13 protein-coding genes are annotated in these 13207 nt (G+C 34.9%); 9 read left to right on the top strand and 4 right to left on the bottom strand.

Annotation, left to right across the window (positions count from 1 at the left end; all coding sequences use genetic code 11):
* Positions 1-7 precede the first annotated feature (7 nt).
* From ACN6MX_RS04105 to pepF, 7 genes are all read left to right on the top strand, one after another.
* Positions 8-1072 (top strand): ABC transporter ATP-binding protein, encoded by a 1065-nt coding sequence (locus ACN6MX_RS04105; RefSeq protein WP_419961408.1) that lies wholly within the window; start codon positions 8-10, stop codon positions 1070-1072.
* On the top strand, positions 1072-2004 hold the full coding sequence (locus tag ACN6MX_RS04110) for an ABC transporter ATP-binding protein (RefSeq protein WP_419961409.1): 933 nt from the start codon (positions 1072-1074) through the stop codon (positions 2002-2004). The genes ACN6MX_RS04105 and ACN6MX_RS04110 overlap by 1 nt, the downstream gene beginning before the upstream one ends.
* Before the next feature lie 781 nt (positions 2005-2785).
* Positions 2786-3994 carry a putative glycoside hydrolase gene (locus ACN6MX_RS04115; protein WP_419961410.1) on the top strand — a complete coding sequence of 403 codons (1209 nt, stop codon included), beginning with the start codon at positions 2786-2788 and terminating at the stop codon, positions 3992-3994.
* Positions 3995-4423: 429 nt separating this feature from the next.
* Positions 4424-4819 (top strand): transcriptional regulator SpxA, encoded by a 396-nt coding sequence (gene spxA, locus ACN6MX_RS04120; RefSeq protein ID WP_175453953.1) that lies wholly within the window; start codon positions 4424-4426, stop codon positions 4817-4819.
* Positions 4820-5043: 224 nt separating this feature from the next.
* On the top strand, positions 5044-5712 hold the full coding sequence (gene mecA, locus ACN6MX_RS04125; RefSeq protein WP_419961411.1) for an adaptor protein MecA: 669 nt from the start codon (positions 5044-5046) through the stop codon (positions 5710-5712).
* A 91-nt stretch (positions 5713-5803) separates the two neighbouring features.
* Positions 5804-6292 (top strand): competence protein CoiA, encoded by a 489-nt coding sequence (locus ACN6MX_RS04130; RefSeq protein ID WP_419961412.1) that lies wholly within the window; start codon positions 5804-5806, stop codon positions 6290-6292.
* A 727-nt stretch (positions 6293-7019) separates the two neighbouring features.
* Positions 7020-8840, top strand: coding sequence for an oligoendopeptidase F (gene pepF, locus ACN6MX_RS04135; RefSeq protein WP_419961413.1), 1821 nt, complete (start codon positions 7020-7022; stop codon positions 8838-8840).
* 327 nt (positions 8841-9167) lie between these two features.
* Here pepF and ACN6MX_RS04140 read toward each other — a convergent pair whose 3' ends face one another.
* The 4 genes from ACN6MX_RS04140 to ACN6MX_RS04155 form a co-directional block, all read right to left on the bottom strand.
* A complete protein-coding gene (locus ACN6MX_RS04140) occupies positions 9168-9983 on the bottom strand; it encodes a DsbA family protein (protein ID WP_419961414.1) in 816 nt (271 codons plus the stop codon).
* Complete coding sequence (locus tag ACN6MX_RS04145; protein WP_419961415.1) at positions 9980-10378, bottom strand: globin; 399 nt, start codon at positions 10376-10378, stop codon at positions 9980-9982. Before ACN6MX_RS04145 ends, ACN6MX_RS04140 begins: the two co-directional genes overlap by 4 nt.
* Positions 10379-10781: 403 nt before the next feature.
* Entirely contained in the window at positions 10782-11435 is a 654-nt protein-coding gene (locus ACN6MX_RS04150; RefSeq protein ID WP_419961416.1) for a lytic transglycosylase domain-containing protein, read from the bottom strand.
* 5 nt (positions 11436-11440) lie between these two features.
* Positions 11441-12016 (bottom strand): CYTH domain-containing protein, encoded by a 576-nt coding sequence (locus tag ACN6MX_RS04155; RefSeq protein ID WP_419961417.1) that lies wholly within the window; start codon positions 12014-12016, stop codon positions 11441-11443.
* Positions 12017-12143: 127 nt separating this feature from the next.
* On the opposite strand from ACN6MX_RS04155, the gene ACN6MX_RS04160 reads away from it, so the two are divergent.
* Both ACN6MX_RS04160 and ACN6MX_RS04165 read left to right on the top strand, forming a co-directional pair.
* The gene (locus tag ACN6MX_RS04160; protein ID WP_419962550.1) at positions 12144-12497 is read left to right on the top strand and encodes a hypothetical protein; all 354 of its coding nucleotides are present in this window, start codon (positions 12144-12146) and stop codon (positions 12495-12497) included.
* A 32-nt stretch (positions 12498-12529) separates the two neighbouring features.
* Entirely contained in the window at positions 12530-13204 is a 675-nt protein-coding gene (locus ACN6MX_RS04165; protein WP_419961418.1) for a GTP pyrophosphokinase, read from the top strand.
* The last annotated feature ends 3 nt before the right edge of the window (positions 13205-13207 follow it).

Consider the following 13207-nt stretch of genomic DNA (forward strand, 5'->3'; position numbering starts at 1 on the left):
AGCGAAAATGGAAAATATATTAGAAGTTAATGACCTAGAGCTTTCCTTCCATACATTTGCTGGTGAAGTAAAAGCCATTCGTGGTGTTAACTTCGACTTAAAAAAAGGAGAAACACTTGCAATTGTAGGAGAGTCTGGTTCTGGTAAGTCAGTTACAACGAAGGCGATTATGCGTTTATTGCCTGAATCAAGTTCAGAATTTAAAAATGGTCAAATATTATTTAATGGGAAAGATTTGACTAAGCTATCGGATAAAGAGATGCAAAAGATTCGTGGAAAAGATATCTCAATGATTTTCCAAGATCCAATGACTTCTTTAAACCCAACAATGACAATTGGTAAACAAATCATGGAGCCAATTTTAAAGCACCGTAAAATTGGTAAAGCAGAAGCACGTAAAGTGGCGGTAGACTTATTGCGTTTAGTTGGTATGCCAAAGCCTGAAGCACGTGTTAAACAATATCCACATCAATTCTCAGGTGGTCAGCGTCAACGTATAGTTATTGCAATTGCATTAGCTTGTAATCCACAAATTCTAATAGCAGATGAACCTACGACTGCTTTAGATGTAACGATTCAAGCACAAATTTTAGAGTTAATGAAGGACCTACAAAAGAAAATTGATACTTCTATCATCTTCATTACACATGACCTTGGGGTAGTTGCGAATGTTGCAGATAGAGTGGCAGTAATGTATGGTGGTAAAATTGTGGAGATTGGGACAGTAGATGAAATATTCTACAATCCGCAGCATCCATATACGTGGGGTTTACTAAGCTCAATGCCATCATTAGATACAGCTGAAGAAAAATTGTATGCAATTCCAGGAACTCCTCCTGATCTATTGTATCCTCCAAAAGGCGATGCATTTGCTCTACGTAGTGATTATGCATTGAAAATAGATTTAGAGGAAGCACCGCCATTCTTTAAAGTAAGTGAGACTCACTCTGCAGCTACATGGTTGTTACATCCAGATGCTCCAAAAGTAGAGCCGCCACTAGCAATCGTAGAACGTATGAAAAAGTTCCCTGGTAGTCGTTATTATGAAGGAACGGAAGGAGGGACTTACTGATGGCTGAAAAATTATTAGAAATTAAAAATCTCAAGCAGTATTTCAATCAAGGTAAGCCTAATGAAGTTCGCGCTGTAGACGATATCAGCTTTGATATTTATAAAGGGGAAACACTTGGACTAGTTGGAGAATCGGGTTGTGGAAAATCAACAACAGGTCGTACAATTATTCGACTTTATGATGCAACTGATGGACAAGTAATTTATGATGGCATAAATGTACATGATAAAAAATCAAAAAAAGATTTGAAATCATTTAACCGTAAAATGCAAATGATTTTCCAAGATCCTTATGCATCTTTGAATCCACGTATGAAAGTACTGGATATCATTGCAGAAGGTTTAGATATTCATGGACTTGTAAAAAATTCAAAAGAACGTAAGGAACGTGTGGTTGAATTATTAGAAACAGTAGGTTTGAATCGGGAGCATGCAGATCGATATGCACATGAGTTTTCTGGTGGGCAACGTCAGCGTCTCGGAATTGCCAGAGCCTTAGCAGTTAACCCAGAATTCATCATTGCAGATGAGCCTATTTCAGCACTAGACGTTTCTATTCAAGCACAAGTAGTTAACTTATTAAAAGAATTACAAGAAGAAAAAGGGTTAACCTATTTGTTTATTGCCCATGATTTATCCATGGTTAAATACATTTCCGATCGTATCGGAGTAATGTATTTTGGTAAGCTGGTAGAACTAGCTCCAGCAGAAGATTTATACAATAATCCAATGCATCCATATACGCAGTCATTATTATCTGCAATACCACTTCCTGACCCAAATTATGAACGTACTCGTGTGCGTAAATCATACGATCCTGCTTCTCATAATTACCAGGACGGCGAAGAGGTAGCAATGCGAGAAGTAACACCTGGACATTTCGTCTATTGTTCAGCAAAAGAACTTGTAACTTTACAAGCTATATCAAATTAATAAGTTTAATAAATCGACGACCATTCAATCGAATGGTCGTTTTTTTAAAAAGAAAGTATATAAAAATGTCTTGTTCACACTGGGTTTATGACACTTTCAGAAATAGCTAAGTTGATAAGATTGTTCAAATTTTAGATGGTAATAAAATTATTTGTAATTGCATTTGAATTAGAAATGCTATTATCCAATAATAAATGGAGAGAGTAGATTTCTGATATTCTAGTGGAAATAAAGAGAAATAGTAAGTGTTTTTCCAATAAAGAAGCGAAATAGAGAACGAAATAGCATCTTCGAGAGCTTACTCTATGAATAAGAAAGTATCTTATCTTTAGTTATCCAAAAATGCACTAACCTGTTTCTAGAAGTTATAGAAGGGTGAAGGTCAGACACAAGCCATAAAATTATCAAAAAAAAGGGATGCTAGTTGGTTGTGACGGACGTCACAACCAACTAGCATCCCTATAAATTCAATCAGTAATCATATAGCAAAGCGTCTGTCCAAAGCCCTTTTAAAACGATAGAAACAGATTCTGACCTTAAAGGACCGGGCATCTTTTACCCGTTTTTTCTAAAATAAATATAAATTTTTACTGTTATCTTAATTGACGAAGCAAATAACCACGTGAGATTATCGGGAAGATTTAAAACATTTATTTATGGGTACATACAGAGTAAACAAAATACTTCAAGTAATCTAATATATTGTGATCATTTGGCACTTTCATTCATAAGTATGAATTGTTAGAATGAAAGGACTTATAAGGAAAGGAATTTTTATTATATGAAAAAAAAACTTAAAGTAATAGCTTCAGCCTCTATTGCGATGACTATATTGCTACCAGGTACGGGTAAAGCGGAAACACCCTTGTTTTCAAAGGACTTTTCAACAAAAGAATTTAGTTTCCAAGCAATAGATGAAACAATAGTATCTTCCTCCAAATTATTTACCTATGATTCTGGATTTACTTTTGAATATCCAGATGCTGTAAGAGGTGTATATGTAACAGGACATTCCGCAGGGGGAGAAAGATTTAATGACTTGTTGAATTTAATCGACACCACAGATTTAAATGCGATGGTTATTGATCTTAAAGATGATTTTGGAAATCTTACTTACATCCCAAAAGAGGATTCCCCTTTAGCAAAATATAATATTGGAAAGCCATACATAAAAGACCTCCAAACAATGTTGAAGACAATGGAAGAAAAACAGATTTATCCAATAGCTCGTATTGTAATCTTTAAGGATACTGAGCTTGCAGAAACAAAGCCTGAATGGTCATTTGTAGAAGGCACATCGGTTTGGAAAAATGGACGAGGTGAAGCATTCGTCAATCCATTTATGCAAGAGGTATGGGATTATAATGTAGACATTGCAATCGAGGCTGCTAAAATGGGCTTTAAAGAAATCCAATTTGATTATGTTCGTTTTCCGGAAGGGTTTGAAAAAAGAGAAACCACTTTAAAATACTCTATGGGTAAATATGAAGCGTCAGAGTCAGACATGGTTCAACGAAGAGTTTCAGCGGTTACAGATTTTGTAGCATATGCAAAGGAAAAACTTAAACCATATGGTGCACAATTATCGGTTGATATATTCGGTTATTCAGCTACATTACCTGAAGCACCAGGAATTGGTCAAAATTTCAGCAAAATCTCTGAAAACGTAGATGTGATTTCCTCTATGATTTACCCAAGTCACTGGACTTCTTATTTTGGAATTGCTAAACCAGATTTAGAGCCATATAGATTAGTACAGGAATACGCAAAAGTTGAAAATGCAAAACTAGCGGAGCTTGAAAATCCTCCGGTATCTAGACCATGGCTTCAAGATTTTACAGCTTCTTATTTGGGGGCTGGGAATTATCAACAATATGGCAAAGATGAAGTAGAGGCTCAGATTAAGGCATTAAATGAAGCAGGCATAAAAGAATATTTGCTTTGGAATGCTGGAAATAAATATTCTAAAGGAGTAGATTATACACCTTAAGCATAGATAGATTAATTGGAAAGTATGCTTACTAAAACTTAAAGATCAATGAAGTAGGATGAAATTTAATCCTGCTTTTTTTTCTTTTTTGAAACCTTTTTACATTTAGAACGTACTATTAAGTATAACAGTTATTTTCATTAAGTATCACTAATTGAGAATACGAATTTTTTTATTATGGAGATGTTTAAGTTTTTTAAATGATGGGTATTAATAAATATATAACTAATTTTTATTTATAAAATATTAGGATTCCTTTATAAGTAACACGAAATTGTGACAGTAATTTTCACAGAGTAAAATTTTCATTAAAACATATTTAAAATGAATTAAAAGTGGTGTATACTTAGAATGTACATTACTACATTAAATTAATTATAATCTACTTTATATAACACAGACATTTGAGAGGAAGTGTTTTTTAAAATGATGGTAACCTTATTCACTTCACCAAGTTGTACTTCTTGTAGAAAAGCGAAAGCTTGGTTAGAAGAACATGAAATAGCTTATAAAGAACGCAATATTTTTTCTGAACCACTTAGTATAAGTGAAATAAAAGAAATCTTACGAATGACAGAAGACGGAACAGATGAAATCATTTCAACTCGCTCCAAAATATTCCAAAAATTGAATGTGGATTTAGAAAGTCTTCCGTTACAACGTCTTTACGAATTAATTCAAGAGCATCCTGGATTACTACGTAGACCAATTATCTTAGATGAAAAACGTTTACAAGTTGGATACAATGAAGATGAAATTCGAAGATTTCTACCTAGAAAAGTACGTGCTTATCAACTGCTTGAAGCACAACGTCTAGTTAACTAGTATTATACTAAGCTAATTGTTTTTCAAAGTTCATTTTGAAAAATAATTGGCTTTTCTTTTTTCCTTCTACTTGCATTAAGCGCGAAAATTTTCTACAATGCATATAGTTTGGTTAATAATTTTAAAAGTGAAGCAGGAATCCTTTTCTTTTTTTCACAAACGACATACAATAGTAATAGACACTACACAATTGAAACGGTAAGAAGCGAAAGGAGATGTGTTAAATGGATATCGAGCGTATCAATGATAACACTTTCAAAGTATACATTTCATACATCGACATTGAAGAAAGAGGCTTCAGCCGAGATGAAATCTGGTTCAATAAGGATAAGAGCGAGCAGCTTTTTTGGGAAATGATGGATGAGGTTCATGATGATGATCATTTTGAAGAATTAGATGGTCCTTTATGGATTCAAGTTCATGCGATGGAAAAAGGTTTGGAAGTGATTGTTACAAGAACGGAAATAACAAAACAAGATGAACGTTTAGGAAATAATTCAGATGTAGATGATATGTCTGGAAAAATATTTAAAAATGGGGTATCAAGCTCTATCGGGCCACATGAATTTGATGACTTTTCAAGTTATATGGAGGACTTAGAAGAAATTCCGACGGATTATACATTTGTTTTCGAGGGCTTCGATGATGTAATTGGTCTTGCGAAAAAGTTAGATGAAGCTGATTTACTGACATCTTTGTATTATTATGAAGATAAATACTATTTGCATATTGTTTTTGATTTTGATATAACAGAATTTGAGTCGGTGCTTAATACATTAAGTGTTGTTTCAGAGTTTGCAAATAATTCAAAAACGACTATTCATATAATTCAAGAGTATGGGAAACAGATAATCGAACATGGAGTTCTAGATGAGTTGAATAAACATTTTTAAAACCTTCTATTTATAGAAGGTTTTTTTTATTACAGATGACTACCTTGGTTATTGCATTATTTACAGAAAATTTGTATATTAGTAGAAGGAGGTGATACAAATATTATCAGCAGTAACAGCAGATGGAGAAATTATTATACCAGCACAGCATCCAAAAGCCTTTTTAGACAAATTAAAAAGTAGCAACAGATTCTCCTGCATACAATGTAGCGAACAAGTCATATTAAAAAACGGTATGATAAAAACCCCGCATTTTGCTCATACTCGTAATGCTTCTTGCACTCAGACTTTTTCGGAAGGGGAAAGTGAGGACCATTTACAAGGTAAGTTGCATTTATATGAATTTTTGCAAAAGCATTCTTCAACAGTACAACTGGAAGCCTATCTTCCTTCCCTCCATCAAAGACCTGATCTATATGTCCAAAGTGAATCTTATCCTATTGCAATAGAATTTCAGTGTAGCCAAATACCAGCTACTGTAATTCAGCAGCGAACAGCAGGCTATATAGCTAATCGGATAAACCCCCCATTTGGATATTACGAACACCATCAATTTCCGATTTCCCACTCCAAGAAATAGGGACTATGCAGCTGTCCGCATATCGACAACAGTTTTTTTACGCAACCTCAAATGGGAAAAACTTACTCACCTATTGCCCTCAATCAAAATACTTTCATTATATTTCCAATCCAATGCATATAAAGGGAAACAATTATATAGTAAAGGTCAAAAAACTCTCTATAGAAAGTCAATCTTGGCCATTTGCAATTATCAAAAAGAACTCCTTGGAAGAATTTCAAAGGTACTTCACCATTTTTAAGCATCATCGTTTCAAACAGTTAGATAATCTTTATATTTTTAATAGAAAAGGAATACAATCCCCTTTCCTTCAAATATGCTATAGATGGAGAGTACATCCGAAAAAACTTCCTTTGTTTATAGGTATTCCTACTAAGGATGCCTCTATTTTTTCAAAACATGCGGTCGAGTGGCAAATTCAGTTTATCGACTATTTGTATAAACTAGGTCTATCCATTCAACAGGCTGATACCGGGCATTGCGAATCATTCTTGTTTTATAGAAAGTTAATTTCCGATCCTTCAGCTGACCATATAAGGGCAGTAGAATCCTATCTTCATATTTTGCAACGCTGTTTAATTTCATCAGATAAAGTAATCTATGCTAGCAAAATAAATTACTCCTTGATGACGCAATTGTTATACAGTGAATTCCTTGCAAATTGATTAGAAAATTGAGAAAATAGGAAGTGATTCGATATTCGAAACAATAAGAGGGGGAACCAAATTTGACTACAGATACAAAGAACAAAATCTTGACTCGTGATGAAGTACCAGAAAACTTAACATGGAAATTAGAAGATATTTTCGCCTCTAATGATGAATGGGAAAAAGAGTATCAAGAGGTCGCGTTGTTATCGGAAAAAGCTTCTTCTTATCAAGAAACAATCAATAGTGGAGCAAACGCTTTGCTTGATGTGCTGACTTATCGTGATGAATTAACTTCAAGATTACGTAAGCTATATACATTTGCACATATGCGTACGGACCAAGATACTGCTAATAGCACTTACCAAGCAATGGATAGTCGGATTAAATCATTATATGTAAAGGTTTCAACAGAGCTATCCTTTTTAGTTCCAGAGATTCTTTCAGTGGAAGAGTCTGTTATTTCCAGTTACCTAAATGAGAATGCGGATTTACAAGTATATAGACAACTTCTAGAAGAAATAAATAAAGAGCGTCCACATGTGCTTCCAAAAGAACAAGAAGCATTACTGGCCCAATTTTCGGAGGTTGCTGGAGCTTCAGCAGACACGTTCGGCAAACTAAATAATGCAGATTTAGAATTTCCAACTATTAAAGATGAAGATGGCAATGAGGTGCAACTAACACATGGTAGATATACACGCTTCTTAGAAAGTGAAGATCCACGTGTTCGTGAGGATGCATTCAAAGCAATGTATGATACGTATGGTAAATTCCGTAACACATTTGCGTCAACTCTTACAGGGAATATTAAAGGAGACAATGTCAACGCGAAAATTAGAAATTATGCGTCAGCGCGTGAAGCAGCAATGTCTAACAATCATATTCCTGAAAGTGTATATGACAATCTGGTTAATACTATCAATAAAAACGTCCATTTGCTACATCGATATGTAAGTCTTCGAAAAAAAGTGTTAGGTCTAGATGAATTGCATATGTGGGATCTCTATACACCATTAGTGAAAGAATTGAATATGGAATACACGTATGAAGAGGCTTGTGACGCGATGATTAAGAGCTTTGAACCATTAGGAGAAGAATATGTGTCTATCGTCAAACAAGGGATTGAAAACCGCTGGGTCGATGTAGTGGAGACGAAAGGTAAACGATCTGGTGCTTATTCTTCAGGAGCATATGATACGAATCCATATATACTTATGAACTGGCAAAATAACGTAAACAATCTTTTTACGCTAGCGCATGAATTTGGGCATAGTCTTCATAGTTATTATACAAGTGCAAATCAACCTTATGTTTACGGGGATTATTCCATTTTCGTGGCAGAAGTGGCCTCAACTTGCAATGAAGCACTATTGAACGATTACCTACTGAAAACTATTGAAGATCCTAAGAAACGTATTTATTTATTAAATCATTGGCTAGAGGGCTTCCGTGGAACTGTTTTCCGTCAAACGATGTTTGCGGAATTTGAGCATATTATTCACCAGTTAGATCAAAATGGGGAAGCATTAACCGCTGATAAGCTAACGGAAGAATATTATAAGTTAAATCAAAAATACTATGGTGATGATATTGTTATTGATGAACAAATTGGACTGGAATGGGCGAGAATTCCTCATTTCTATTACAACTACTACGTATACCAATATGCAACTGGTTTAAGCGCAGCAACTGCCCTTAGCAACCAAATTCTAACAGAAGGTAAGCCAGCCGTAGATCGTTATATTAATGATTTCTTAAAAGCAGGTTGTTCCGATTACCCAATCGAAGTATTGAAAAAAGCGGGAGTAGATATGAATACTGCTGCTCCTATTGAGGAAGCGTGTCGCGTCTTTGAAGAAAAGTTAAATGAATTAGAACAACTGCTTTTAGGAGAATAACGAAAAGCCTGGCTTTTAGCCAGGCTTTTTTTCATTACGTATAAAAGAAGGGAAAAGGTAGGACGTCCTATGATGTATGACGAATTTGTGAAAAGAGGAGCTAATATATTGTATTATATAAAATGACGTGTTAAAGTAAGAGTGTGAAATAAATCACAAGATAACATACACCCCTTTGTTTGAACGTGAACATTTCTCCCATCCCCTTTGTAAATGAAAATGCCCTTTCCTCGGTAGGAGGAAATGGGCATTTTCTGTTTTATACATAATATAAAGTCTTTACTAAAAAAATAGCAGCCTATCTTTTTATAGATAGGTTGCTATTTTTTATTTTAACCGCCATAACACGACGTTTGGCAAGAGGAGTCTTTCAACTTTTTGCAATAATAGAAGTTTTTTAAGTTCACGTTCAGCTAATTGATCAGAAATATTATAATAGCTTGCAATTTCATTTGTAGTTAAGGAATGAAATCGATCAAAAAGTTTTTCCAGTGATGGAGGATCTTGTATTTCGGGCTTTTCATATAGCATTTCTTGCAGAATTTGTACGTATATCTCGTATGGATAATTTCCGGCTACTTTTATACCTTCGTCTTCAATATTCTCATTAAAGAATACGATGCTTGGAAAAGAGTCCACTTCCATTTCACAAGTAATGGATAAGTCGCTTTGGAAGGACCTAGCACATTCATTGGAAAGAAAATCGCGGGTAAATTCATCTACATCAAGTCTAACTTCTTCTGCTATCTCTTGTAATATGGAAAAGGAAGTAACATTTTTAGTTTTCAAAAACAAGTACTCTTGAATTTTAATAAAAAAACGTAAAGCAGCTTTCTTTCCTTGAAATTCTGCAGCTTTCACTGCGATAGAAGGAAAAACGGAATGTTCTATTTTGGAAATATTAAATGAATCACTACTCAAATTGGCATTGGGAAAGTTACAAACTGTATTTAACTTATTCAATTGAGTACTAAGTACAGTGCGAACAGTAAAATACTGTCCATACTCTACTTGCAACTTCCGAAGAGTAGGTTGCATATCCCAACAAGTTGAACATAATGGATCCAAAAAAACATACATTTCAAGCGGCTTGTTTACTAAAGGGGATGTGAACGTCTCAGACGGAATTTGTATTCTTGTCACATTTCTTCCTCCTCATGATTCATTTGATTGACCATGTGGTTTGCTGTAAGTTCTAAACGTCTATAAAATAAATCACGAACCTTGCCTTCTAATCCTACTTTATCCATTGCATCTCTCATGCAAGAAAGCCAAGCTTGTGCTCCTTCAGGCGTAATTGGGAATGGATTATGTCGCATTTTCATCATCGGATGTCCGTGTTCTTCTGTATATAAATTAGGTCCACCTAAATATTGAGTTAGAAATTGTTTTTGTTTTCTAGCTGTTTCCGATAAATCATTTGGAAAAATCGGTATAAGCAGCGGATGCTTTGCTACATTGCCATAAAACGTATCCACTAGCAGATGTAATTTCTCTGCTCCGATTTCATCGTAAGGAAGTATTGGCTTTTGTGTCATTTTCTTTACCCCTTTGCTCTAGCACTATATTCATTCTATCAACGAAACCCAAATATCTCAAACAATTAGATTATCTCATAGAAAAGTGGAAGACATAATAGAGCTAGGAGTGGAATAATTCCCCTTTTCGCAAGTGAACTCTACTTGAGGGCAATAAATAAGCCATGGATGCAAGAAAGTTTAGCCAGTACATTAAAATGTAACACAAGTAAAACACCTACTAACGCAAGTAAGAACGTAGGAGGGTTACTGCACCTATTCGAGTTTACATAAAAAAACAACCTATCCATCAAAATAGGTTGTCCGAAATTTAGCTATCCCTTTTTAACAGGCTGTAAATTCTTGATTGGTTCTATTTTCCATCAGTGGGGCATAAGGAACCCCCCACTGATGGAAGTTCACTTTATGTTTGGAAGTAATTCATTACTTTTTGCACGTAGTTCTGTGTTTCTTTATATGGTGGGATGCCATCGTATTTTTTTACTGCTCCAGGTCCTGCGTTGTATGCGGCAAGCGCTGTCTCAATATTACCGTCAAATTGAGACAGCATTTGGCTTATATATTTTGCTCCACCCATTATATTTTGTTCAGGATCTAATGAATTAGTAACACCTAAATATTTAGCAGTGCCAGGCATTAACTGCATTAGCCCGGATGCCCCAGCGGAACTAGTAGCAGAAGGGTTAAAATTAGACTCTTGTTTAATGATGGAAGAAATAAGCTTTTCTGGCACATTGTACGTTGTAGCAGCTTTCTTAATAATTTCTTCAAAATTTGTCCCATTATTTGTAAAAGCAGATGAATAGGAAGAAATAACTTCCGCTAAACTATTCTGCCCGGAGTTTAAATTTGATGGGACAAATACAGGGGAATCACCACTATATAGGAGAGAAGTTAAATTTTCAGTCGTCTGATCTCCTGTGCTGGCCTGTAAAACTTGTCCTAACATATCTGAGAACATGGAAGAAGTGGAGGAATTATTTTGAGAGCTTTGTACACTTCCGAGTGTCTGCATTGCATTTATATCCATTAAAACTTTAAGGGATTGAATATCCAAAAGGATCAACCTTTCAACTTATTGTTATATTTCACAAGGCGAGCAATTTTTTTATCTGTATTTCGAATAGGGATATTATGTGAATCTAACAAATCAAGAAACACTTTTTTTCCATATTTTACATCACTACTCTCATATTCTACCTCAAAATCCTCGGTTTGACTATAAATGGAATGATCGAAAAATAGTGTTCCATTTTCAAAAGGTAATTGGATACGATTTGTTTGCAGACTTCCTATACATATTAAAGGAGAATCAAGATTAAATTGCTCAAGAAAGGGAATAGAAGGAAAAGCGGTTTGGTTGATAATAGCATCTCTCTCTTGATCAGACACAAGTACTGTATTTTCTTCCATTACATGTTTTTCAATCGGCTGTTTAAGCGTAAGCTCATTGTGATCTTTTAATACGCGTAGGCGGAAACCCATCCCATTGTCCTTAAAAAAGTTATCTTGTGTGTCAAAGTAATAATTCGTTTGAGAGCGAAAGTCCTTTTCGTCTATCCGAAAAAAGGATACAAAAAGTTCAAATTCTTTCTTTGTCAATAAATTTTTAAACTCTATTTCTTTTTCAATTAGCATAATACACGACCTTTCCTATTATTTCTATTATAGCGCTTTTCAAAGAGTTTCAATATGTTAAAATAGTGGAAGAATGGACAGAAAGGAACGATTTATTTTGCCTATTACTTATAATGTGCATAGTGGTATTCAATTAGAAAATGATATACGTTTTACACTAGAGGTGTTACCTAACAATTCTCATATAAAAGCAGCTGGTCAAATGATTACCGATTCGGATTCAATGGCTTTTATCTATCTATTAGAGGATGAGGCTGGCTACCATTATTTGAAGTTTGGTCAAGAGGTTTGGCCATTGCTCGTAAATACTTTAAAAGCAGTAGAAGACCCCTCGTTGCAACTCGCTGATAAAGAGCTGACTCTACATGGCTTTAAAGAAGAACTAAACATGCTTATTTTCAATATTGAAGGTAATGACAACTATGGAGCTGATTTCTCCAAAGCAGTGGAACAGGCATTTAGTGAAATTTTAAAAGCATAGTACTTAGGTCAAGGGAAGTGGAGGTCAAGCTTATGGGGCAATGGGAGCGCTTTTTAGAGCCGTACAAGCAGGCAGTTTCAGAGTTAAAAGTAAAACTAAAAGGAATGCGAGCTCAGTTTGAGAGAGATAATACGAATTCACCGATAGAATTTGTCACAGGTCGTGTCAAACCTTTGGCAAGTATTTATGATAAATCATTAGAAAAAGGGATAATATTTGAGCCCTCTGATACATTAGCACGGGAAATTCCAGATATTGCTGGCTTACGGATGATGTGTCAATTTGTAGATGATATAGAAACCGTCGTAGGCTTATTGCGTGCTAGAAATGATATAAATATCGTTGAGGAGCGAGATTATATTTCCCACAAAAAACAAAGTGGATATAGATCCTACCATATGATTATTGAATATCCGGTACAAACAATTCATGGGGAGATAAATATTCTCGCTGAAATTCAAATACGTACATTAGCCATGAATTTCTGGGCATCCATCGAGCATTCACTGAATTACAAGTATAAAGGGATCTTTCCAGAAGAAATAAAAAAGAGACTACAATATGCAGCAGAAGCGGCATTTCGCCTAGATGAAGAAATGTCTTTAATCCGTGGGGAAATTCAAGAAGCCCAAAAATACTTTAGTGAAAATAAGGAACTTTCTCATCCAAGTCTCCGTGAATCGAAAAACGAAAGAGAGGGCACCTGAATT

The sequence above is a fragment of the Psychrobacillus sp. BM2 genome, assembly GCF_048572895.1.
Classification (GTDB): domain Bacteria; phylum Bacillota; class Bacilli; order Bacillales_A; family Planococcaceae; genus Psychrobacillus.

Coding starts and splice junctions, on each gene's coding strand:
- ACN6MX_RS04155 (WP_419961417.1), bottom strand. CDS start 12,016: ATGCTAATTGAAAAAGAAATAGAGTTTAAAAATTTATTGACAAAGAAA.
- ACN6MX_RS04115 (WP_419961410.1), top strand. CDS start 2,786: ATGAAAAAAAAACTTAAAGTAATAGCTTCAGCCTCTATTGCGATGACT.
- spxA (WP_175453953.1), top strand. CDS start 4,424: ATGGTAACCTTATTCACTTCACCAAGTTGTACTTCTTGTAGAAAAGCG.
- ACN6MX_RS04110 (WP_419961409.1), top strand. CDS start 1,072: ATGGCTGAAAAATTATTAGAAATTAAAAATCTCAAGCAGTATTTCAAT.
- ACN6MX_RS04145 (WP_419961415.1), bottom strand. CDS start 10,378: ATGACACAAAAGCCAATACTTCCTTACGATGAAATCGGAGCAGAGAAA.
- ACN6MX_RS04165 (WP_419961418.1), top strand. CDS start 12,530: ATGGGGCAATGGGAGCGCTTTTTAGAGCCGTACAAGCAGGCAGTTTCA.
- ACN6MX_RS04105 (WP_419961408.1), top strand. CDS start 8: ATGGAAAATATATTAGAAGTTAATGACCTAGAGCTTTCCTTCCATACA.
- mecA (WP_419961411.1), top strand. CDS start 5,044: ATGGATATCGAGCGTATCAATGATAACACTTTCAAAGTATACATTTCA.